The 22,641-nt window shown below is 59.4% G+C and carries 28 protein-coding genes; all 28 read right to left on the bottom strand.

Going from position 1 to position 22,641, the window contains the following annotated elements:
* Positions 1–11 precede the first annotated feature (11 nt).
* On the bottom strand, positions 12–446 hold the full coding sequence (gene rplO / locus MKD49_RS23915; RefSeq protein WP_008334147.1) for a 50S ribosomal protein L15: 435 nt from the start codon (positions 444–446) through the stop codon (positions 12–14).
* Between the two features lie 26 nt (positions 447–472).
* On the bottom strand, positions 473–652 hold the full coding sequence (gene rpmD, locus MKD49_RS23910) for a 50S ribosomal protein L30 (protein ID WP_006464916.1): 180 nt from the start codon (positions 650–652) through the stop codon (positions 473–475).
* Between the two features lie 10 nt (positions 653–662).
* Entirely contained in the window at positions 663–1,181 is a 519-nt protein-coding gene (gene rpsE, locus MKD49_RS23905) for a 30S ribosomal protein S5 (RefSeq protein WP_006464917.1), read from the bottom strand.
* Between the two features lie 12 nt (positions 1,182–1,193).
* Entirely contained in the window at positions 1,194–1,556 is a 363-nt protein-coding gene (gene rplR, locus MKD49_RS23900) for a 50S ribosomal protein L18 (RefSeq protein ID WP_008334143.1), read from the bottom strand.
* A 12-nt stretch (positions 1,557–1,568) separates the two neighbouring features.
* The gene (rplF, locus tag MKD49_RS23895) at positions 1,569–2,102 is read right to left on the bottom strand and encodes a 50S ribosomal protein L6 (protein ID WP_008334141.1); all 534 of its coding nucleotides are present in this window, start codon (positions 2,100–2,102) and stop codon (positions 1,569–1,571) included.
* Between the two features lie 10 nt (positions 2,103–2,112).
* Complete coding sequence (gene rpsH, locus MKD49_RS23890) at positions 2,113–2,508, bottom strand: 30S ribosomal protein S8 (protein ID WP_006464920.1); 396 nt, start codon at positions 2,506–2,508, stop codon at positions 2,113–2,115.
* 14 nt (positions 2,509–2,522) lie between these two features.
* Positions 2,523–2,828: a 30S ribosomal protein S14 gene (gene rpsN, locus MKD49_RS23885; RefSeq protein WP_008334139.1), complete on the bottom strand. Its 306-nt coding sequence runs from the start codon at positions 2,826–2,828 to the stop codon at positions 2,523–2,525.
* Positions 2,829–2,835: 7 nt separating this feature from the next.
* A complete protein-coding gene (rplE, locus tag MKD49_RS23880) occupies positions 2,836–3,375 on the bottom strand; it encodes a 50S ribosomal protein L5 (protein ID WP_006464922.1) in 540 nt (179 codons plus the stop codon).
* Positions 3,376–3,380: 5 nt separating this feature from the next.
* Positions 3,381–3,695 carry a 50S ribosomal protein L24 gene (gene rplX / locus MKD49_RS23875; protein WP_034339785.1) on the bottom strand — a complete coding sequence of 105 codons (315 nt, stop codon included), beginning with the start codon at positions 3,693–3,695 and terminating at the stop codon, positions 3,381–3,383.
* Positions 3,696–3,704: 9 nt separating this feature from the next.
* Positions 3,705–4,073, bottom strand: a complete 369-nt coding sequence (gene rplN / locus MKD49_RS23870) for a 50S ribosomal protein L14 (protein ID WP_006464924.1) — start codon at positions 4,071–4,073, stop codon at positions 3,705–3,707.
* A gap of 196 nt (positions 4,074–4,269) precedes the next feature.
* Positions 4,270–4,542, bottom strand: a complete 273-nt coding sequence (gene rpsQ, locus MKD49_RS23865) for a 30S ribosomal protein S17 (protein ID WP_034333526.1) — start codon at positions 4,540–4,542, stop codon at positions 4,270–4,272.
* Complete coding sequence (gene rpmC, locus MKD49_RS23860; protein ID WP_252697539.1) at positions 4,539–4,733, bottom strand: 50S ribosomal protein L29; 195 nt, start codon at positions 4,731–4,733, stop codon at positions 4,539–4,541. The genes rpsQ and rpmC overlap by 4 nt, the downstream gene beginning before the upstream one ends.
* 13 nt (positions 4,734–4,746) lie before the next feature.
* Positions 4,747–5,166, bottom strand: coding sequence for a 50S ribosomal protein L16 (gene rplP / locus MKD49_RS23855; RefSeq protein WP_008334136.1), 420 nt, complete (start codon positions 5,164–5,166; stop codon positions 4,747–4,749).
* A 2-nt stretch (positions 5,167–5,168) separates the two neighbouring features.
* Positions 5,169–5,987, bottom strand: coding sequence for a 30S ribosomal protein S3 (gene rpsC, locus MKD49_RS23850; RefSeq protein WP_008334135.1), 819 nt, complete (start codon positions 5,985–5,987; stop codon positions 5,169–5,171).
* Between the two features lie 9 nt (positions 5,988–5,996).
* Positions 5,997–6,329, bottom strand: a complete 333-nt coding sequence (gene rplV, locus MKD49_RS23845; protein WP_008334132.1) for a 50S ribosomal protein L22 — start codon at positions 6,327–6,329, stop codon at positions 5,997–5,999.
* Positions 6,330–6,335: 6 nt separating this feature from the next.
* Positions 6,336–6,611: a 30S ribosomal protein S19 gene (gene rpsS / locus MKD49_RS23840; protein WP_006464930.1), complete on the bottom strand. Its 276-nt coding sequence runs from the start codon at positions 6,609–6,611 to the stop codon at positions 6,336–6,338.
* 10 nt (positions 6,612–6,621) lie between these two features.
* Positions 6,622–7,449: a 50S ribosomal protein L2 gene (gene rplB / locus MKD49_RS23835; RefSeq protein ID WP_006464931.1), complete on the bottom strand. Its 828-nt coding sequence runs from the start codon at positions 7,447–7,449 to the stop codon at positions 6,622–6,624.
* A complete protein-coding gene (gene rplW, locus MKD49_RS23830; protein WP_006464932.1) occupies positions 7,449–7,766 on the bottom strand; it encodes a 50S ribosomal protein L23 in 318 nt (105 codons plus the stop codon). Before rplW ends, rplB begins: the two co-directional genes overlap by 1 nt.
* Positions 7,763–8,383 (bottom strand): 50S ribosomal protein L4, encoded by a 621-nt coding sequence (rplD, locus tag MKD49_RS23825; RefSeq protein ID WP_006464933.1) that lies wholly within the window; start codon positions 8,381–8,383, stop codon positions 7,763–7,765. The genes rplW and rplD overlap by 4 nt, the downstream gene beginning before the upstream one ends.
* Before the next feature lie 2 nt (positions 8,384–8,385).
* Positions 8,386–9,054 carry a 50S ribosomal protein L3 gene (gene rplC / locus MKD49_RS23820; RefSeq protein WP_013232185.1) on the bottom strand — a complete coding sequence of 223 codons (669 nt, stop codon included), beginning with the start codon at positions 9,052–9,054 and terminating at the stop codon, positions 8,386–8,388.
* Between the two features lie 151 nt (positions 9,055–9,205).
* Positions 9,206–9,523 (bottom strand): 30S ribosomal protein S10, encoded by a 318-nt coding sequence (gene rpsJ / locus MKD49_RS23815; RefSeq protein ID WP_006464935.1) that lies wholly within the window; start codon positions 9,521–9,523, stop codon positions 9,206–9,208.
* 98 nt (positions 9,524–9,621) lie between these two features.
* A complete protein-coding gene (gene tuf / locus MKD49_RS23810; protein WP_008334097.1) occupies positions 9,622–10,812 on the bottom strand; it encodes an elongation factor Tu in 1,191 nt (396 codons plus the stop codon).
* A 109-nt stretch (positions 10,813–10,921) separates the two neighbouring features.
* Entirely contained in the window at positions 10,922–13,027 is a 2,106-nt protein-coding gene (fusA, locus tag MKD49_RS23805) for an elongation factor G (protein ID WP_013232184.1), read from the bottom strand.
* A 126-nt stretch (positions 13,028–13,153) separates the two neighbouring features.
* The gene (gene rpsG / locus MKD49_RS23800; RefSeq protein WP_006465489.1) at positions 13,154–13,624 is read right to left on the bottom strand and encodes a 30S ribosomal protein S7; all 471 of its coding nucleotides are present in this window, start codon (positions 13,622–13,624) and stop codon (positions 13,154–13,156) included.
* A 158-nt stretch (positions 13,625–13,782) separates the two neighbouring features.
* Positions 13,783–14,166 (bottom strand): 30S ribosomal protein S12, encoded by a 384-nt coding sequence (rpsL, locus tag MKD49_RS23795; RefSeq protein ID WP_006465490.1) that lies wholly within the window; start codon positions 14,164–14,166, stop codon positions 13,783–13,785.
* Between the two features lie 353 nt (positions 14,167–14,519).
* Entirely contained in the window at positions 14,520–15,677 is a 1,158-nt protein-coding gene (locus MKD49_RS23790) for a hemin-degrading factor (protein ID WP_252697538.1), read from the bottom strand.
* A 42-nt stretch (positions 15,678–15,719) separates the two neighbouring features.
* On the bottom strand, positions 15,720–18,017 hold the full coding sequence (locus tag MKD49_RS23785) for a TonB-dependent hemoglobin/transferrin/lactoferrin family receptor (protein ID WP_252697537.1): 2,298 nt from the start codon (positions 18,015–18,017) through the stop codon (positions 15,720–15,722).
* Positions 18,018–18,382: 365 nt separating this feature from the next.
* A complete protein-coding gene (gene rpoC, locus MKD49_RS23780) occupies positions 18,383–22,624 on the bottom strand; it encodes a DNA-directed RNA polymerase subunit beta' (RefSeq protein ID WP_121037792.1) in 4,242 nt (1,413 codons plus the stop codon).
* Between the last annotated feature and the right edge of the window lie 17 nt (positions 22,625–22,641).

The following is a 22,641-nucleotide window of genomic DNA, read 5'->3' as shown; positions in this document are numbered from 1 at the left end:
CCGGGACCGGATCACTCAGCGATGGAACCACCGGCAGCTTCGATAGCGGCCTTGGCACCAGCGGTTGCGATCAGACCCTTGACGGTTACCTTCTTGGTCAGTTCGCCAGCCTTGATGATACGCACGACACGAGCCAGTTCCGACACGAGGCCGGCTTGCTTCAGTGCCAGCACGTCGATCTCGGCGACGGGCAGCTTTTCCAGGTCGGACAGGCGCACTTCAGCCTTGTAAGGCGTTGCCAGCGACTTGAAACCGCGCTTGGGCAGACGACGTTGCAGGGGCATCTGGCCGCCTTCAAAGCCGACCTTGTGGAAACCGCCCGAACGCGACTTCTGACCCTTGTGGCCGCGACCAGCGGTCTTGCCCAGGCCAGAGCCGATACCACGACCGACGCGACGCTTAGCGTGCTTGGCGCCGTCTGCGGGTTGGATAGTGTTTAATTGCATGATTCGCTCCGTTCGCAAGCCGAGGCTTACGACACAACTTTCACAAGATAGGACACTTTGTTGATCATGCCGCGCACCGACGGGGTGTCTTCCAGTTCGGACACCGAGTTGACGCGACGCAGACCCAGACCGCGCACGGTAGCGCGGTGGTCCTGACGAGTACCGATCAGACCCTTGACCAGTTTGACTTTGATTGTGTTAGCCATCTCGATCACCTTAGCCCAGGATTTCTTCGACCGACTTGCCGCGCTTGGCAGCAATTTCAGCCGGAGTGTTCATCTTCGACAGACCGTCCAGGGTGGCACGGACCATGTTGTAGGGGTTGGTCGAACCAGTCGACTTGGCCACCACGTTGGTCACGCCCATCACCTCGAAGATCGCGCGCATCGGACCACCGGCGATGACGCCAGTACCGTCCTTGGCCGGCGAGATCATCACCGACGAAGCGCCGTGCTTGCCGATGACGGTGTGTTGCACGGTACCGTTCTTCAGGGTCACCTTGATCAGCTTGCGACGAGCTTCTTCCATCGCCTTCTGCACGGCAACGGGCACTTCCTTCGACTTGCCCTTGCCCATGCCGATACGGCCATCGCCGTCACCGACCACTGCCAGCGCTGCGAAACCCATGATGCGGCCGCCCTTCACCACCTTGGTGACGCGGTTGACCGCGATCATTTTTTCGCGCATGCCGTCATCTGGCTTGTCGCTTTGCGTTTTCGATTGCATTTTTGCCATGATCGATAATCCTTAGAACTTCAGGCCGGCTTCACGCGCAGCCTCAGCCAGCGCCTTGACGCGACCGTGATAACGGAAACCGGAGCGGTCGAATGCGACTTCAGTCACACCGGCCTTCAGAGCCTTCTCCGCCACGCGCTTGCCGATCAGGGCAGCAGCGGCAGCATTGCCGCCCTTGCCGGTCTGACCTGCCAGCTGGGCGCGGACTTCTGCTTCCAGGGTGGAAGCGGAAGCCAGCACGTTGGCGTCGGGGCCGATGACGCTGGCGTAGATGTGCGTGTTGGTACGGTGCACAGCCAGACGATTCACCTTCAGTTCTGCGATCTTGGCGCGAGTCTGAGTCGCACGGCGCAGGCGAGATTGTTTCTTGTCCATCGTCAACCCCTATTACTTCTTCTTGGTTTCTTTGAGCGTCACCACTTCGTCAGCGTAGCGCACACCCTTGCCCTTGTAGGGTTCGGGTTCGCGGTACGCGCGAATTTCAGCGGCGACCTGGCCAACCACCTGGCGATCGATACCCTTGATCAGGATTTCGGTCTGGGTCGGGGTCTCAACCTTGATGCCGGCGGGCATCTGGTGAACGATGGGGTGCGAGAAGCCCAGCGACAGGTTCAGCTTGTCGCCTTGTGCTTGTGCACGGAAACCCACGCCAACCAGGTTCAGCTTCTTTTCGAAGCCCTTGGTGACGCCGTTGACCATGTTGTTGACCAGAGCACGCAGGGTGCCCGACATCGCGTTGGCTTCGCGGCTGTCATCAGCCACTTCGAAGCTCAGCGAGCCATTGTTGTTGACCACCTTGACCTTCTTGGTCAGCGGTTGGGTCAAGGAGCCCAGCGGGCCCTTGACGGTGATTTGCTCTGCAGTGATGGTCGCTTCCGCGCCATTCGGCAGTGCAACAGGCATTTTACCTACACGAGACATCTTGCACTCCTTAGGCCACGTAGCAAATCACTTCGCCACCGACACCGGTTGCGCGTGCTTTGCGATCAGTCATCACGCCGCGCGGCGTGGACACGATTGCCACACCCAGGCCATTCATGACGTTGGGGATATCGTCCTTGCCCTTGTAGATGCGCAGACCCGGACGGGACACGCGCTCCAGGCGCTCGATGACCGGACGGCCAGCGTAATACTTCAAACCGATTTTCAATTCAGCCTTGCCATCAGCGGCAACCACGGCGAAATCTTCGATATAGCCCTCGTCCTTGAGGACGTTGGCAATGGCGACCTTCACTTTGGAAGACGGCATGACGACGGTAGTCTTGTTCACGCCTTGCGCATTGCGGATACGGGTCAGCATATCGGCGATAGGATCGCTCATACTCATTGCTTCTTCTCCTATTACCAGCTAGCTTTGGTCAAACCCGGGATTTCGCCGCGCATGGCGATTTCACGGACCTTGATACGGCCCAATCCGAACTTGCGGAAAGTACCACGGGGACGGCCAGTCAGCGCGCAACGGTTGCGCTGGCGGGTCGGAGCAGAGTTACGCGGCAGAGCCTGCAGCTTCAGGCGGGCTTCGTAACGCTCTTCTTCCGACTTCGATTGGTCGTCGATAATAGCCTTCAACTCGGCGCGCTTGGCAGCATACTTCTTCACCATTTCTGCGCGCTTCTGTTCACGGTTAATCAGTGCCAGTTTTGCCATGGCATCCTCAGTTTCTGAACGGGAATTTAAATGCGGCGAGAAGCGCCTTCGCTTCGTCGTCGGTCTTTGCAGTCGTGGTGATGCTGATGTTCATGCCACGCAGTGCATCGATCTTGTCGTACTCAATTTCGGGGAAGATGATCTGCTCTTTCACACCGATGTTGTAGTTGCCACGACCATCGAACGCACGACCGGACACGCCACGGAAGTCACGCACGCGCGGCAGGGCCACGGTGATCAGACGATCCAGGAATTCGTACATGCGGGCGCCACGCAGGGTCACCATGCAACCGATCGGGTAGCCTTCGCGGATCTTGAAACCTGCGATAGCCTTGCGAGCCTTGGTCACCACCGGCTTCTGGCCAGCGATCTTGGTCAGATCGCCAACGGCGTGCTCGATGATCTTCTTGTCCGCAACTGCTTCGGACAGACCCATGTTCAGGGTGATCTTCAGGATGCGCGGAACTTCCATCACCGACTTGTACGAATACTTCGTAGTCAGATCGGCGACGACCTTATCTTTATAAAACTGTTGAAGACGTGCCATGATGTTTAAACCTTAACGACTTCGCCGTTGGACTTGTAAGCGCGGACCTTCTTGCCGTCCACTTCCTTGTAAGCCACACGATCTGCCTTGCCGGTCGCAGCGTTGAACAACGCGACGTTCGACACATGAATTGGCATCAGCTTATCGACGATGCCGCCAGTTGCACCCGTCATCGGGTTCGGACGGGTCGCCTTCTTTGCGACGTTCACGCCTTCCACGATGACATAATCGGCGTCCACACGAGCAGTCACGACACCGCGCTTGCCCTTGTCTTTGCCGGTCAACACGATGACTTCATCGTTTTTACGAATCTTTGCCATGACTACTCCTTACAGAACTTCAGGCGCCAGGGAGACGATCTTCATGAAGCGCTCTGTACGCAGCTCACGAGTCACCGGCCCAAAGATACGGGTGCCGATGGGCTCCAGCTTGGCGTTCAGCAGGACGGCAGCATTACCATCGAACTTGACCAGCGAACCATCCTGACGACGCACGCCCTTGGCGGTGCGAACGACGACAGCGTTATAAATTTCACCCTTCTTGACGCGACCACGCGGTGCTGCGCTCTTGACAGTAACCTTGATCACATCGCCAATGCCCGCATAGCGGCGCTTGGAACCACCCAAGACCTTGATGCACAGAACTTCGCGCGCACCAGTGTTGTCGGCCACTTCGAGCCGGCTTTCAGTTTGAATCATGATATTTTCTTTCCCAACTTAATCCGCTTCGCAGGATGCGCTGGCGGTCAGTCTTGGTCCTGTTAGCAAGCGAACTCGCTAGTTAGGGGACGAATAGAGCTACTCTTGAGCCTCTCTTTGCAAACTTTACTTTGCAAAGAAAGAGCTCGATATTATGGCACCATAATATCGAGCACGCAAGTACTACCTTTGCTACTTAAACGATTTGTGCTTCCTGTACCACACGGGTCACAGTCCACGCCTTCGTCTTGGAGATCGGACGGCTTTCGGTGATTTCCACCACATCGCCGGCCTTCGCCGTGTTTTGCTCATCATGCGCGTGATACTTCTTGGTGCGCTTGATGATCTTGCCGTACAGCGGGTGCTTCATTTGACGCTCGATTTCGACAGTGACGGTCTTATCCATCTTGTCCGACACAACTTTGCCAATCAGCGTGCGCTTGAGCGCTTGTTTCACTTGATCGTTCATTGTTGGCCACCCTTCGAGTTGATCACAGTTTTCACACGTGCGATGTCGCGACGTACCTTCTTCAGCTGTGCGGTATTGTTCAGTTGCTGGGTCGCAATTTGCATGCGCAGGCTGAACTGAGCTTTCAACAGCTCGCCCAGTTCCTTTTCCAGTCCTGCCTTGTCCTTACCGCGGAGTTCAGATGCTTTCATGTTCCGCTCCTAATTATTGACCGACTTGGCGAACAACGAAAGTCGTCGACAGCGGCAATTTGGCAGCAGCCAAACGGAACGCCTCGCGCGCCAGGGCTTCGTCCACACCGTCCATCTCGTACAGTACCTTACCCGGCTGGATTTCAGCCACGTAGTACTCCGGATTACCCTTGCCGTTACCCATACGCACTTCTGCGGGCTTCTGGGAAATTGGCTTGTCCGGGAAAACGCGGATCCAGATACGACCACCGCGCTTGATGTGACGGGTCATCGCACGACGAGCAGCTTCGATCTGACGGGCAGTGATACGGCCGCGGCCGGTTGCCTTCAGACCAAAATCGCCGAACGAGACGGCGGTTCCGCGGGTGTGCGAAATGCCGGTGTTACGACCTTTTTGTTCTTTACGATATTTTCTACGTGCTGGTTGCAGCATGATTATTCTCCTGCTTTCTCAGCCGATACACCGGCATCGGCAGCTTGAGGACGACCACCGCCACGCTTTGCACCGGCGCCAGGAGCACCAGTCTTGGAGCGGGGACGTGCACCCGGCTTGCCGTCGTCACGACGGGGACCACGACGCTTCTTGTCGTCTTCCAGTTCGCCGACCAGCACCGGCGATTCGCCGTTTGCCAGGCGATCGCCCTTGTAGACCCACACCTTCACACCGATGATGCCGTAGGTGGTTTCAGCTTCGCCGAAGCCATAGTCGATATCGGCACGCAGGGTGTGCAGAGGCACACGGCCTTCGCGGTACCATTCGGTACGTGCGATTTCGATGCCGTTCAGACGGCCCGACGACATGATCTTGATGCCTTGAGCGCCCAGACGCATGGCGTTCTGCATCGCGCGCTTCATGGCGCGACGGAACATGATGCGCTTTTCCAGCTGCTGGCAGATCGAGTCAGCGATCAGCTGAGCATCGGCTTCAGGCTTGCGGATTTCTTCGATGTTGACGTGCACGGGCACGCCCATCAGCTTGGCCAGTGCCGACTTCAGCACTTCGATGTCTTCGCCCTTCTTGCCGATCACAACGCCCGGACGGGAGCTGTAAATGGTGATGCGGGCGTTCTTGGCCGGACGCTCGATGACCACGCGGCCAACCGAAGCGTTCTTCAGCTTCTTCTTCAGGTAAGCACGGACCTTCAGGTCCTCGTTGAGCATGTCGGCAAAGTTGTTGTTGCCTGCATACCAACGCGAGCCCCAGTTACGCGTAACCGCCAGACGGAAACCGGTTGGATGAATCTTCTGTCCCATCGTGACTCCTTAGTTTCCGACGGTCACGTAAATGTGACACGACTGCTTGGAAATACGATCACCACGGCCCTTGGCACGCGCTGTGAAGCGCTTGAGGACCGCACCCTTTTCCACATAAATAGTCTTGACTTTCAGCTCGTCAATGTCGGCACCATCGTTGTGTTCGGCGTTCGCGATGGCGGACTCCAGAACCTTCTTGATGATGACCGCGCCCTTCTTGGGGCTGAAGGCCAAGATATTCAGTGCCTGATCAACTTTTTTACCGCGGATCAGGTCTGCAACCAGGCGGCCTTTCTGGGCCGACAGGTGCACACCGCGCAGAGTAGCTTTAGTTTCCATCATAGGACCTTATTTCTTAGCCTTCTTATCGGCAGCGTGACCCTTGAAAGTACGGGTCAGCGCGAATTCGCCGAGCTTGTGACCAACCATGTTTTCCGACACATAGACCGGCACGTGTGCCTTGCCATTGTGCACGGCAATCGTCAGGCCGATGAAGTCCGGCATGATGGTCGAACGACGCGACCAGGTCTTGATCGGCTTCTTGTCCTTGGTAGCCTGGGCAGCCTCAACCTTTTTCACCAGGTGGGCGTCGCAGAAAGGACCTTTTTTCAATGAACGTGTCATGTTTTATCCTTTATTTCTTGCCGCGACGCGAGACAATCATCGAAGTCGTACGCTTGTTGCTACGAGTCTTCTTGCCCTTGGTCTGCTGGCCCCACGGGGAAACCGGGTGACGACCAGCGGCGGTCTTGCCTTCACCACCACCGTGCGGGTGATCCACCGGGTTCATGACAACGCCACGAACGGTCGGACGCACACCGCGCCAACGGGTTGCACCGGCCTTACCGATCTTGCGCAGGTTGTGCTCGCCGTTACCGACTTCACCGATGGTGGCGCGGCATTCGATGTGAACGCGACGCACTTCACCGGAACGCAGACGAACCTGAGCGTAGGTGCCTTCGCGTGCCATCAGCACGACAGCGGCGCCAGCGGTACGGGCGATTTGCGCGCCCTTGCCCGGCAGCATTTCCACGCAGTGGATGGTGGTACCGACGGGGATGTTGCGGATCGGCAGAGTGTTGCCCGACTTGATCGGAGCTTCAGAACCGCTGATCAGCTGATCGCCAACCGACACGCCCTTGGGAGCGATGATGTACTTGCGCTCGCCGTCCGCGTAGCACAGCAGTGCGATGTGCGCGGTACGGTTCGGGTCGTATTCGATACGCTCAACCTTGGCAGGGATACCATCCTTGTTGCGACGGAAGTCGACAACACGGTAGTGCTGCTTGTGACCACCGCCGATGTGGCGGGTGGTGATGTGGCCGTTGTTGTTACGGCCGGCGGTCTTGGACTTCTTTTCGACCAGCGATGCCAGCGGACGGCCCTTGTACAGGTCGGGATTGACGACCTTGACCATGCCGCGCCGACCGGGCGAGGTCGGCTTCACTTTTACGAGTGCCATTATTTAGCCTCCTCGGTGAAGTTGATTTCTTGACCCGGCTTCAGGCTGACGAAAGCACGGCGGGTGTGGTTGCGGCGGCCCATACCGTTGCGCGAGCGCTTCTGCTTGCCCTGACGGTTGGCGACTTGCACCGATTCCACTTCCACCTTGAACAGCAGTTCGACGGCGGCCTTGACTTCCAGCTTGGTGGCGTCCTTGGCGACCAGGAAGACGACTTGCTCGTTCTTCTCGGCGACAAAGGTTGCCTTTTCGGAGATCACCGGTGCCAGCAGCACCTTCATCAGGCGCTCTTCGCTATGTTTCACGATTGCGTTCATGCCAGCAACTCCTCAATCTTTGCCAGAGCCGGCTTGGTGATCAAGACATTCTTGAAGTACACCAGCGACACGGGATCAGCTTGACGCGGCTCGACCACCAGCACGCCCGGCAGGTTGCGCGAGGCCAGCAGCAGCTTTTCGTCCAGGCTGTCGGTAATAACCAGCACCGATTCCATGCCCATGCCCTTCAACTTCTGGGCCAGCAGCTTGGTCTTCGGGGCTTCGACGGCGAACTCTTCGACGACCGACAGGCGGCCTTCACGTGCCAACTGGGACAGGATCGAGCAGACACCTGCCCGATACATCTTCTTGTTGACCTTGTGGGTGAAGTTTTCGTCAGGCGAGTTCGGGAAGATACGGCCACCACCGCGCCACAGAGGCGACGAGGACATACCGGCACGTGCACGGCCAGTACCCTTTTGACGCCAAGGCTTCTTGGTGGTGTGGCTGACTTCTTCACGATCCTTTTGCTTGCGGTTGCCGCTACGAGCGTTGGCTTGGTAGGCAACCACGACCTGGTGGATCAGGGCTTCGTTGTAGTCACGACCGAAAATGGTATCCGGTGCGGCGACGTTCGAAGCAGCTTGACCTTGGTCATTCAGGAGCTTCAGTTCCATTATTAAGCCCCCTTCTTCGCTTTGACTTTGACTGCCGGCGAAACGATCACTTGACCGTTCTTGGCGCCAGGAACGGCACCCTTCACCAGCAGCAACTGACGCTCTGCGTCCACACGGGCGATTTCCAGGTTCTGGACGGTGGTCTTGACATCACCCAGATGACCGGTCATGCGCTTGCCGGGGAACACGCGGCCCGGATCCTGCGCCATACCGATGGAGCCAGGAACGTTGTGCGAGCGGGAGTTACCGTGGGTCGCGCGACCCGACGAGAAGTTGTAACGCTTGATGGTACCGGCGTAGCCCTTACCGATCGACACGCCTTGCACGTCGACTTTCTGGCCAGCTTCAAACATGCCGATGCCAACGACGTCGCCAGCCTTCAGTTCGGCAGCCTTGGAAGCGTCAACACGGAATTCTTTGAGGACAGTACCTGCCTCGACGCCAGCTTTGGCGAAGTGGCCGGCGGCGGCTTTCACCACGCGCGAAGCGCGGCGTTGACCGAAGGTCACCTGAACAGCGGAATAACCATCCACTTCAGGCGTTTTGATTTGAGTCACGCGGTTGTTGGACACGTCCAGCACGGTCACAGGGATCGAATCCCCATCTTCCGTGAAGATGCGCATCATACCAACCTTGCGACCAACAAGGCCCAGGCTCATTGTTTTCTCCATTCCCGCCTGCGATTGGGCGGGGCTGATGTTCGTACTACCATAAATTATGGGCCTTGCAAACGCAAAACCCACATCGAAGCCGAGCATTATAGCCCGTAAAACAAAAGCGCACAACCGAGGTTGTGCGCTTTTCCAACACTATGCCAGCTGATTACTGCAGCTTGATTTCAACATCAACGCCAGCGGGCAGGTCCAGCTTCATCAATGCGTCAACCGTCTTGTCAGTCGGATCGACGATATCCATCAGGCGCTGATGGGTACGGATTTCGAACTGATCGCGGGAAGTCTTGTTGACGTGCGGCGAACGCAGAACGTCGAAGCGCTGGATGCGGGTCGGCAGGGGAACCGGGCCCTTGACGACAGCGCCGGTACGCTTGGCGGTGTCAACGATTTCCAGTGCGGACTGGTCGATCAGACGATAGTCGAAAGCTTTCAGACGGATACGGATTTTTTGGCTAGGAACCGACATGATTTTCCTTTAAAGAACGAACCGGGGATGGGAATCATCCCCGGCGATGTTAAAAATGCGACTAGTGTTACTGGGTACTGCTACTGCTGATCCGACGATCAGTCGAAGATCTTGGCAACCACGCCGGCGCCGACGGTACGGCCGCCTTCACGGATAGCGAAGCGCAGACCTTCTTCCATAGCGATCGGGTTGATCAGTTGCACGGTGATCGACACGTTGTCGCCCGGCATGACCATTTCCTTGTCCTTCGGCAGTTCGATCGCACCGGTCACGTCGGTGGTACGGAAGTAGAACTGCGGACGGTAGTTGTTGAAGAACGGGGTGTGACGGCCGCCTTCATCCTTCGACAGAACATAGATCTCGCCGGTGAAGTGCTTGTGCGGCTTGATCGAACCCGGCTTGGCCAGAACCTGGCCACGCTGCACGTCTTCACGCTTGGTGCCGCGCAGCAGCACGCCAACGTTGTCGCCAGCTTGACCCTGGTCCAGCAGCTTGCGGAACATTTCCACGCCGGTGCAGGTGGTCTTCTGGGTGTCAGCGATACCGACGATTTCGATTTCTTCGCCGACCTTGATGATGCCGCGCTCAACGCGACCGGTCACCACGGTGCCACGGCCGGAGATCGAGAACACGTCTTCCACCGGCATCAGGAAGGTACCGTCAACGGCACGTTCCGGGGTCGGGATGTAGGTGTCCAGGGCTTCGGCCAGGGCCATGATGGCTTGCTCGCCCAGGGGACCAGTGTCGCCTTCCAGCGCCAGCTTGGCCGAACCCTTCACGATGGGCAGGTCGTCGCCAGGGAACTCGTACTTCGACAGCAGTTCGCGGACTTCCATTTCCACCAGTTCCAGCAGTTCAGCGTCGTCCACCATGTCAGCCTTGTTCAGGAAGACGATGATGTAAGGCACGCCAACCTGACGCGACAGCAGGATGTGTTCGCGGGTCTGGGGCATCGGGCCGTCAGCGGCCGAGCACACCAGGATCGCGCCGTCCATCTGGGCTGCGCCGGTGATCATGTTCTTCACATAGTCGGCGTGGCCTGGGCAGTCAACGTGCGCGTAGTGGCGGTTTGCGGTTTCGTATTCGACGTGCGCGGTGTTGATGGTGATGCCGCGTGCCTTTTCTTCAGGCGCTGCGTCGATCTGGTCGTAGGCCTTCGCTTCGCCGCCGAACTTCTTCGACAGAACGGTTGCGATTGCAGCGGTCAGGGTGGTCTTGCCGTGGTCAACGTGACCGATGGTGCCGACGTTCACGTGCGGCTTGGTCCGTTCAAACTTGCCTTTTGCCATTTTAAATTTCCTTCAAAAGAACGATATGTTCGATGTTCAATATTCAATGTAAGGCTGGTGATCCAGCCAGCGATCCCCTCCACTCGGAAGGGATCGCCATTCCTGCGACTTACTTGGCCTTGGAAGTGACGATTGCGTCGATCACGTTCTTGGGCGCTTCGGAGTAGTGCTTGAATTCCATCGAGTAGGTTGCACGGCCTTGGGTAGCCGAACGCAGCGTGGTCGAGTAACCAAACATTTCCGACAGGGGCACTTCAGCCTTGATGATCTTGCCACCACCGCCGGCGATTTCATCCATGCCCTGGACCATGCCACGGCGGGAGGACAGGTCGCCCATCACGGTACCGGCGTAATCTTCCGGGGTTTCCACTTCGACAGCCATCATCGGTTCCAGGATGACGGGGCTGGCGCGGCGGCAACCTTCCTTGAAGGCCATCGAGCCGGCCATGCGGAAGGCGTTTTCGTTCGAGTCCACATCGTGGTACGAACCGAAGAACAGGGTGACCTTGACGTCAACGACAGGGTAACCCGCCAGCACGCCGGTGTTCAGGGTTTCACGCACGCCCTTTTCAACGGCCGGGATGAATTCGCGAGGAACGGTACCGCCCTTGATCGCGTCGACGAACTCGAAGCCCTTGCCGGCTTCTTGCGGCTCGATCTTCAGGACGACGTGACCGTACTGACCACGGCCACCCGACTGCTTGACGAACTTGCCTTCGGATTCTTCGCAGGTCTTGCGGATGGTTTCGCGGTAAGCCACTTGCGGCTTGCCAACGGTGGCTTCCACGTTGAATTCACGCTTCATGCGGTCAACGATGATGTCCAGGTGCAGCTCGCCCATACCGGCGATGATGGTCTGGCCCGATTCTTCGTCGGTTCGCACGCGGAACGACGGATCTTCAGCAGCCAGGCGGTTCAGGGCCAGGCCCATCTTTTCCTGGTCGGCCTTGGTCTTGGGTTCCACAGCCTGCGAGATCACCGGCTCGGGGAAGACCATGCGCTCCAGCACGACCATTGCCTTGTCGTCGCACAGGGTGTCACCGGTGGTGGTGTCCTTCAGGCCCACGACGGCGGCGATGTCACCGGCCATCATTTCCTTGATTTCTTCACGCTGGTTGGCGTGCATCTGAACGATACGGCCGATACGCTCCTTCTTCGACTTCACCGAGTTCAGCACGGTGTCGCCCGAGTTCAGGGTACCGGAGTAGCAGCGGATGAAGCACAGCTGGCCAACGAACGGGTCGGTAGCGATCTTGAAGGCCAGGGCGGAGAACTTCTCGTCGTCCTTGGCTTCGCGCACGACCGGCTCGTCGTCTTCGTTCAGGCCCGGAACCGGGGGAATGTCCACCGGCGACGGCAGGTATTCAACGACGCCGTCCAGCATCGCTTGCACGCCCTTGTTCTTGAAGGCGGTGCCGCACATCATCGGGACGATTTCGCCGGAGATGGTGCGTTGACGGATCGCGCCCTTGATTTCGGCTTCGGTCAGGTCGCCTTCTTCCAGGTACTTGTTCATCAGGTCTTCCGATGCTTCAGCAGCGGTTTCGACCAGGTTTTCACGCCACTTCTGCGCGTCAGCCTTCAGGTGCTCGGGGATGTCGCGGTAGTCGAACTTCATGCCCTGGGAAGCGTCGTCCCAGTAAATTGCGCGCATCTTGACCAGGTCGATCACGCCTTCGAAGTTTTCTTCGGCGCCGATAGGCACTTGCATCGGGATCGGGTTGGCCTTCAGGCGAGCACGCATCTGCTCGTAGACCTTGAAGAAGTTGGCACCGGTACGGTCCATCTTGTTGACGAAGGCCAGACGCGGGACCTTGTACTTGTTGGCCTGACGCCACACGGTTTCCGACTGCGGCTGCACGCCGCCCACTGCACAGTAGACCATGCAGGCGCCGTCGAGCACGCGCATCGAACGTTCCACTTCGATGGTGAAGTCAACGTGACCCGGGGTATCGATGATGTTGATGTGGTGGGCCGGGAAGTTGTTCGCCATGCCCTTCCAGTAACAGGTGGTCGCTGCGGACGTGATGGTGATGCCGCGCTCTTGTTCCTGTTCCATCCAGTCCATGGTGGCGGCGCCGTCGTGCACTTCACCGATCTTGTGGTTCACACCGGTGTAGAACAGCACGCGCTCGGTCGTGGTGGTCTTGCCAGCATCGATGTGCGCGGAGATACCGATGTTGCGGTAGCGCTCAATGGGGGTCTTGCGAGCCATGATTTATTCCTAAGTCTTTAATGCACGAAACCGAGCGTCATTTTTTTCAAATAAACGCTCGGCTCGAACCAATTTAGATGCAGGCCTGGAAACACCCGGATAGGGTACGTCCCGGCCCAGTCTTGATTAGAAGCGGAAGTGCGAGAACGCCTTGTTCGCTTCTGCCATACGGTGCACTTCATCACGACGCTTCATGGCGCCACCACGGCCTTCGGCGGCTTCCATCAGTTCACCACCCAGGCGCTGCGGCATCGACTTTTCGCTGCGCTTGTTGGCGGCTTCACGCAGCCAGCGCATCGACAGGGCCATACGGCGCACCGGACGCACTTCAACGGGCACCTGGTAGTTGGCGCCACCGACGCGGCGGGACTTCACTTCCACCATCGGCTTGCAGTTGTTCAGGGCTGCAGAGAACACTTCCAGCGGGTCCTTGCCCGACTTGGTCTGGATGTAGTCGAAGGCACCGTAGATGATGTTTTCAGCGACGGACTTCTTGCCCGACAGCATCAGCACGTTCACAAACTTGGCGACTTCAACGTTGCCGAACTTCGGATCCGGCAGAATTTCCCGCTTGGGGACTTCACGACGACGTGGCATTTCGATTCCTTTCAATCTTCAGTTGAGTGGGCGAACCCTGCTTCAACTTCGCCTGCACTCGCGGAGAGCCATCATGGCTTCCACTTACTCGGCCCAACCTGGACCGACTCTGAGTCTGTTCACACGACGCGCGAAAGCGTCATGATAAACACCAATTATTACTTCTTCGCTGCCTTGGCGCGCTTGGCACCGTACTTCGAGCGAGCTTGCTTACGATCCTTGACGCCCTGGGTATCCAGTGCACCGCGAACCATGTGGTAACGCACACCCGGCAAGTCCTTCACACGGCCGCCGCGGATCAGCACGACGCTGTGTTCTTGCAGGTTGTGGCCTTCACCGCCGATGTACGAAATGACTTCGAAACCGTTGGTCAGACGCACCTTGGCCACCTTACGCAGCGCCGAGTTCGGCTTCTTCGGGGTGGTGGTGTACACGCGGGTGCAGACACCGCGCTTTTGCGGGCTGTTTTCCAGCGCCGGCGACTTGCTCTTCACGATCGCGCGGACACGTGGTTTGCTAATCAGTTGATTGATGGTTGGCATCGTTTTAATCCAACAAAGTACAACATTGAAAACAGGTTCCGGAATCGGTTGCCCGGAACCACACAGGAAACTCTTGTGCGCAAGACAATGCGCAAATCGGATTTAAGACCGGAAGGGAGGGTAGCGTCGCAGAAGCGATGTTTCAGACCAAAGAACGCATAAGCCCGGGAGAGCCTAAATTCGAGAACTCGCGAGTGTACGCCGGAATGTCCAGCGGGTCAACCCGAAGCGGGCTCCAGTGCCGATTTGACGCGGTTTATGGCCATTTCGCCACGGTTTACGGGTGGCGAAATGGCAATGTTTTCCTTGATGCAAGAGTTGCACGCAACGCCTGCATTGCCCTCGTGGCAAGTTCAGCCGCGCGGCAGCGCCTCGACCATGTTGCGCCACTGCATCGTCTCGGGCTGGCCGCGGTCGCGGCGCGAGAAGAAGTTGACGATCTGCTTGCCCTGGGCGTCATAGAACTCCACCGAGGTGATCATGCCGTGATCGGTCGGACGACGCACCACCCAACCGTGATCCACCGCCTTGGCGCGCAGATGGAGGTTGAAATCCGGATCGAGCACGTTGTACCAGTCCCCCGCCACGGCAGTCTTGCCGATCAGGCCGCTATAGATCTGCGTCATGCCGCCATTGCTGACGAACACCATGATGGGCTGCTGGCGTTGCCTGGCATCTTCCAGCAGCGCCTGGGCCGCCTGCGGCGCAATACGCCAGGCGGAGTCGGGACCAATGAGCTGCAGTGCCTGTTCGCGGGTCAGCTTGAGCTCGCGCAGCAGGCGCGGGAATTGGTGCACGTCGGTCAACTCATGCCAGGACTGGCGCAGTTCGCGGATCGCCTCGGCACTGGGTGGCGCAGCCTGCTGTGCAGTCGCCGTCACCGGGCCGGGCTCGATGTTCAAGGCCGCCTGTTGATCGGGCAGCCTGAAGTCCGCCACCAGACGATCGAATTGGGCCACGTGCTGCTCATTGTCCAGATAGACCTTGTGCACGGCATCGCCCTGGCGGTCGAAGAACTGCAGGCTGCGGCTGGTCTTGCCATCCCGGCCCGCTTGCACCACCGCAAAGGCGCTGCCCCATTTGGCCGTGGCAAAACGCAGATCAATGGGGCCGCCCGCGAAGCCGGTCCCGGGGATCACCCTGCCCTGCTCATCCCGTTTGACGGGCGTGACTTCGCCGCTGCGCTCCAGCACGGCGTCTTCATTGCGCGTGATGGCCTTGATGCGGCCCAGCTCCGGCAGACGTTCGAACAGGGCCTCGATATCGGCCGGGTCCCCCTTGAGGCGCACGGCATTGCGGCCGATCTGGGTGGCCAGCAAGGCCGATTCTTTGACACCGAGTTCACGTGCGGCATCTCTGGTATGAAGTTTTGGCTGCGAACGCTGCAGCTCTGCCCAGCGTTCGGACAAGGAGGGCTGAGTTGCGCAGCCGGCAGCGGCCAAGGTCGTGGCCAGCAACACGGCCAGGGAGGTACGGCGCAATGCGGGGCGGGCGATGATGTGCTTGCTCATGGAATTCCTTCAGGATGAATGAGAGGTGACGGGTCCGGTGAATCAGTAGGCGATCTTCAGGCTGACATTGAAGCTGCGCCCCGGCTCGGTATAGGCATCCTTGTTGACCGCGCTGTCGGCCAGCGACAGGCCGCGGATGTCGGTCCAGCTCCAGTACTTGCGGTCGAACAGGTTGCGAATGCCGGCGGTGACGGTCATGTTGCGGGTGAGGTGATAGCCCCCCGAGAGATCCATCACGAAGAAGGAGGGCGAGACGAAGTTGGTGGCGGTCGGAATGTCTTCCTTCTTCTTGGCCGCGTTGTAGACCAGGTCGCTCTGCACGAACCACTGCTGGGCACGCTCATAGCGCAGGCCCGCCACCACCGACAGCGGGGCCACGGATTCCAGTCCCTGCTCGACGCCATTGGCGGTCGTAGTTCCCTTGGTCCAGGCGAACCCGCCCTTGACGGTGAAGCCATTGTCGAGCGCGTAATCGATCCGCCCTTCCAGCCCGTGGATCTCGGCCTTGGCCGCATTGCGGTACTGGAAGATGGTCGGGTTGGCCGCCGTGAGGTTGCCGCCCACCGTCACGAGGTCGATGAAGTTGCGGTAATTGCCCTTGTATGCCGCCGCACTGTAGCGCAACGCTCCGGGCCCGGCCGCCAGCTTGCCGCGCAGGCCGACTTCGACCGTGTTGCTGGTCTCGGGCTTGAGGTCAGGATTGGAGATCTGGCGATAGACGGTATTGTTGAAGAAGGAATTGATCTCCTGCGGCGAGGGCGAACGGAAGCCGCGCGCATATTGGATGTAGGGGATGAAAGCCGGCGTGACTTCATAGAGGAACGCCAGGCGCGGCGAGAAGGCGCTGTCGCGGCTGCTCACTGCAGGCTGCCCGCTGGCGATGGCCTGGGCGTCATATTTCGCGCTGGCCTTGGGCTTGAGTTCATAGCTGTCCAGGCGCAGGCCGGCGATGGTGGTCAGCGCGCCGGTGCGCATCTCATCCTGCACATAGGCCCCGAGCTGGGTGCTCTCGGTCTTGGGGAAGTACTGGCAATACTGCGTGCCGGTGCAACTGGTCCAGCCGGTGCCGTCGGCGCTGGTCTGCAAGGTGGACAAGCTCAGGTCCAGCCCATAGACCAGCTTGTGCCGCCAGCTATCGGAGCCGAAGTTGCTCTCGGCCAGCAGGCTGCCGCTGATCATCTGGTCGCTGTAGGAAACCGCACGGAAACGCGGCCGCACGATCGTCGCCGTGCTGGTGCCGGCTTCATTGGTGAGCTGGTCGGTGTCGGCATTGCGCCAGGTGAGGCTGGCCTTGAATTTTTGTATCCACGGCTGATCCGCATCGTTGCGTTCATAGGCCAGCGTGGCACGCTGGCCGGTGGACTTGCTGCTGGTGCTGTAGGCGGTCACACCATTGCCGATCGCAGAAAGGCTGTCCCCGCTCTCGCGCTCTTCGGTGGCCTGCAGGGTGAGCTTGAAGGTGTCGATGCCATTGGGCTTGAAGACCAGTTTGCCCAGGGCCGAGCGATTGGTAGTGCTCATCGGGTCGGGCGTGGTGCGGGCGCTGCCGCGCACGTCGTTGGTCCCCTTGTTGTCGCTCTCGTTGCCGTGGCGCGCATTGAGGATCAGCATGCCCTGCCATTGCTCGCTGCCCCAGGCCGCGCTGGCCGTCGCGCCAAAGCTCTTGTCGACCGAGTCGTAGGAAGGCTTGAAGGAGAAATAGCTGGACTTGCCATAAACGTCCAGCAAGTCGGACGGGTCCTTGGTGATGAAGTTGACCGCGCCGGTGAGCCCATCGCTGCCGTAGAGCGAAGACGCAGGCCCGCGCAGCACTTCGATGCGGCGATACAGTTCGGTGTCCGTAGTCGCACCCCGCCCCACGCTGGCCACGCCCTGGCTGAAAGCGCGCGGCATGACGATGCCATCCTCCAGCATCAGCACGCGATTGCCATCGAGGCCACGAATGGTGATGCCCTCATTGCCGCCACGCCCGGTAGTGGCCGTCGCCCCCGTGATGCCGGACATGCGATACACCGAGCGCCGCACCTCCACCCCCGGCTCGTAGCGCAAGGCATCCTTGATGTCCTTGGCGTTGTGCTCCTCGATCTCCTCGGAGGTGATGACGGAGACAGTGGCGGCCGCGTGATCGAGGTCACTGCTGCCGGAACGATTGGCCGTGACCACCACGTCCTGCAGCTTCTTGCCGCTGGCTTGCGCCAAGGTGATGGATTCACTCGCCGACGCGCGAGCGGGATCGTTTTGGGTATTGGCATCGGCCGATTGCGCAAAGGCACTCGCACACAGCCACTGCTGCAGCGCCAGGAACACGGCCGCTGCACACTTCGATTTGCTTGGAAACACTGGTAACCACCCCTTGGTCTGGTTCGGTTACTAGCGCTGGCTGGCTACCTCTTGGATAAAAACGGCCTGTGGAAACAGGTCGTCATCGATATGAAGATTGATTCCACGCGACGGGAATCAGATGAGAATCATTATTATTTGGAGATGATAAAAGATTCACTCATCCTTGGCAATGCCGCAAGCAGCAAGGCCTACCGCCAGTAGGGACAAACAGGGATATGAAGGCCGTGATGCCCCGGCAAATAACCCCCATGAACGAAAAAACGGCACCGGAATTGCTTCCGGTGCCGTTCTCTCTTGCAGCTGGTTGTCTTGCCGGGGCGGCCGGTCCTGCTGGCCGCCCCGTGATGCCTTGCGCGTGATGCTTACGCTTCGCCTTCGCCGCCACCAATGGATTCGGTCGAGGAGACTTCCTCGTCGGCGAAGTCGGAACGGGAGGCACGTTCGGCTTCGAGCAGTGCTGCGCGCTCTTCGGCTTCCCATGCATCCTTTTCCTTGCGGGCGCGGTGGAAGGCCAGGCCAGTACCGGCCGGGATCAGGCGGCCGACGATGACGTTTTCCTTCAGGCCGCGCAGGCCGTCCTTCTTGCCCATGATGGCCGCTTCGGTCAGCACGCGGGTGGTTTCCTGGAACGATGCGGCCGAGATGAAGGAGTCGGTCGACAGCGATGCCTTGGTAATACCCAGCAGCACGTTTTCGTAGGTCGCCGGGATCTTGCCTTCGGCGGTCACGCGGTCGTTCTCGTCCAGCAGCTCGGAGCGCTCGACCTGCTCACCGGTGATGTAGTTGGTGTCGCCCGGCTCCACCACTTGCACGCGGCGCAGCATCTGGCGCACGATCACTTCGATGTGCTTGTCGTTGATCTTCACGCCCTGCAGACGGTACACGTCCTGCACTTCGTCCACGATGTAGCGAGCCAGCGCTTCGATACCCAGCAGACGCAGGATGTCCTGCGGATCGGCCGGACCGTCGACGATCATTTCGCCCTTGTTCACCACCTGGCCGTCGTGCACCAGCACTTGCTTGTCCTTGGTGATCAGGAACTCGTGCTTGGTACCTTCCATGTCGGTGATTTCCAGACGCTGCTTGCCCTTGGTTTCCTTGCCGAAGGCAACGGTACCAGTGACTTCGGCCAGCATGCCGGCATCCTTCGGCGAACGGGCTTCGAACAGCTCGGCCACGCGCGGCAGACCACCGGTAATGTCACGGGTCTTCTGCGATTCGGTCGGGATACGGGCCAGCACTTCACCCACATGCACTTGCTGGCCGTCCTTGACGGTGATCAGCGCGCCGACCTGGAAGCCGATGGTCACCGAATGTTCGGTGCCGGCGATCTTCACTTCTTCGCCTTGTTCGTTCAGCAGTTTCACCTGCGGACGCATGACCTTCGAGGAAGGACCACGGCGCTTCGCATCGATGACCACCAGGGTCGACAGACCGGTGACTTCGTCGATCTGCTTGGCCACGGTGGAGCCCTCTTCCACGTTTTCGAACTTCACGGTACCGGAGTACTCGGTGATGATCGGACGGGTCAGCGGATCCCAGGTCGCCAGTGCGGTACCGGCCTTGATGGTCAGGCCATCCTTGACGATCAGGGTGGCGCCGTACGGCACTTTGTGACGCTCGCGCTCACGGCCCAGGTCGTCGGTGATCAGCACTTCGCCGGAACGGGAAATGACGATCTGTTCGCCCTTGCCATTGGTCACGTAACGCATCGTGGCGGTGAAGCGCACGGTGCCGTTGGACTTGGCTTCCACCGAGGATGCCACCGCTGCACGCGATGCCGCACCACCGATGTGGAAGGTACGCATGGTCAGCTGGGTACCCGGCTCACCGATGGACTGCGCAGCCACCACACCGACGGCTTCGCCGGAGTTCACCAGCAGGCCACGGCCCAGGTCGCGGCCATAGCACTTCGCGCACAGGCCATAGCGGGTGTCGCAGGTCAGCGGAGTACGCACCTTCACTTCGTCGATACCCATGCGTTCGATCTCTTCGACCTTGTCTTCGTCCAGCAGGGTGCCGGCTTCGAACAGGGTGGATTGATCTTCCGGGTTGACGATGTCGGTCGCAGCCACACGGCCGAGGATACGGTCGCGCAGGGCTTCGATGACTTCACCGCCTTCGACCAGCGCCTTCATGGCCGAACCGTTGGAAGTGCCGCAATCGTCTTCGATCACGACCAGATCCTGGGTCACGTCCACCAGACGACGGGTCAGGTAACCGGAGTTTGCGGTCTTCAGCGCGGTGTCGGCCAGACCCTTACGGGCGCCGTGCGTCGAGATGAAGTACTGCAACACGTTCAGGCCTTCGCGGAAGTTCGCGGTAATCGGCGTCTCGATGATGGAGCCGTCAGGCTTGGCCATCAGGCCGCGCATACCGGCCAGCTGGCGAATCTGGGCAGCCGAACCACGGGCGCCGGAGTCGGCCATCATGTAAATCGCGTTGAACGATTCCTGAGTGGTCTTCTTGCCTTCGCGGGTGATGACGTCTTCCACCTTCAGCTGGTCCATCATGGCCTTGCCGACTTCGTCACCGGCCTTGCCCCAGATGTCCACAACCTTGTTGTAGCGTTCGCCTGCGGTCACCAGACCGGAGGAGTATTGCTGTTCGATCTGCTTGACTTCCGATTCGGCAGCCGCGATCAGGGTGGCCTTTTGCGGCGGCACCAGCATGTCGTCCACGCAGATGGAGATACCGGCGCGGGTCGCCAGGCGGAAGCCCGACTGCATCAGCTGGTCGGCAAACACGACGGTGGCACGCAGACCGCACTTGCGGAAGGACGTGTTGATCAGCTTGGAGATTTCCTTCTTCTTCAGCGCGCGGTTCAGCACCGAGAACGGCAGGCCCTTGGGCAGGATCTCGGAGAGGATGGCACGGCCGATGGTGGTCTCGTAACGCTTGACGGTACGCACGAATTCGCCGGTGACCGGATCCTTCGGGTGTTCCACGATACGCACCGTGATACGGGTGGCCAGCTCGACTTCCTTGTTGTCGTAAGCGCGGATGACTTCCGACACGTCCTGGAACATCATGCCTTCGTTCTTGCCGTTGATGGCTTCACGGGTGGCATAGTACAGACCCAGCACGATATCCTGGGACGGCACGATCGACGGTTCGCCGTTGGACGGGAACAGGATGTTGTTGGAGGCCAGCATCAGGGTGCGGGCTTCCATCTGCGCTTCGATCGACAGCGGAACGTGGACAGCCATCTGGTCGCCGTCGAAGTCGGCGTTGAACGCCGCGCAAACCAGCGGGTGCAGCTGGATCGCCTTGCCTTCGATCAGGACCGGCTCGAACGCCTGGATGCCCAGACGGTGCAGGGTCGGCGCACGGTTCAGCATGACCGGGTGTTCGCGGATGACTTCTTCCAGGATGTCCCAGACCACCGGCTCTTGCGCTTCCACCAGCTTCTTGGCGGCCTTGATGGTGGTCGACAGACCCATCAGTTCCAGCTTGTTGAAGATGAAGGGCTTGAACAGTTCCAAGGCCATCAGCTTGGGCAGGCCGCACTGGTGCAGCTTCAGCTGCGGGCCCACCACGATGACCGAACGGCCGGAGTAGTCCACGCGCTTGCCCAGCAAGTTCTGACGGAAACGGCCGCCCTTGCCCTTGATCATTTCGGCCAGCGACTTCAGCGGGCGCTTGTTGGCGCCGGTCATGGCCTTGCCGCGACGGCCGTTGTCCAGCAGCGAGTCCACCGCTTCCTGCAGCATGCGCTTTTCGTTGCGCGTGATGATTTCTGGAGCACGCAGCTCCATCAGGCGCTTCAGACGGTTGTTACGGTTGATGACGCGGCGGTACAGATCGTTCAGGTCGGAGGTCGCGAAGCGGCCGCCATCCAGCGGCACCAGCGGACGCAGTTCCGGCGGCAGCACGGGCAGCACTTCCATGATCATCCAGTCGGGCTTGATGCCCGAGCGCTGGAACGCCTCCAGCACCTTCAGGCGCTTGGCGTACTTCTTGATCTTGGCTTCGGACTTGGAGTCCTTCAGTTCCTGGCGCAGGGTTTCCGCTTCGCGGTCGATGTCGATCGAGCGCAGCAGTTCGCGGATACCTTCGGCGCCCATGAAGGCGATGAAGTCGTCGCCGTACTCTTCGTACTTGGCGGCGTAGTCGTCTTCGGACATGATCTGGCACTTCTTCAGCGGGGTCATGCCAGGATCGGTCACGACGTAGGCTTCGAAGTACAGCACGCGCTCGATGTCGCGCAGGGTCATGTCCAGCACCATGCCCAGACGGGACGGCAGCGACTTCAGGAACCAGATGTGGGCAGTCGGGGACGCCAGCTCGATGTGGCCCATGCGCTCACGGCGCACCTTGGCCAGGGTCACTTCCACGCCGCACTTCTCGCAGATCACGCCACGGTGCTTCAGGCGCTTGTACTTGCCGCACAGGCACTCGTAGTCCTTGATGGGGCCGAAGATCTTGGCGCAGAACAGGCCGTCGCGCTCAGGCTTGAAGGTACGGTAGTTGATGGTTTCCGGCTTCTTGACTTCGCCGAAGGACCACGAGCGGATCTTGTCAGGCGAAGCCAGACCGATCTTGATCGCGTCGAATTGTTCGTTTTGCTGGACTTGCTTGAATAGATCGAGCAGTGCTTTCATGTATCACTCCAGGTTGG

Origin of the sequence: Herbaspirillum sp. WGmk3 (genome assembly GCF_023952535.1) — a bacterium.
Classification (GTDB): domain Bacteria; phylum Pseudomonadota; class Gammaproteobacteria; order Burkholderiales; family Burkholderiaceae_D; genus Herbaspirillum; species Herbaspirillum huttiense.
This window is presented reverse-complemented; position numbering and strand designations above follow the sequence as displayed.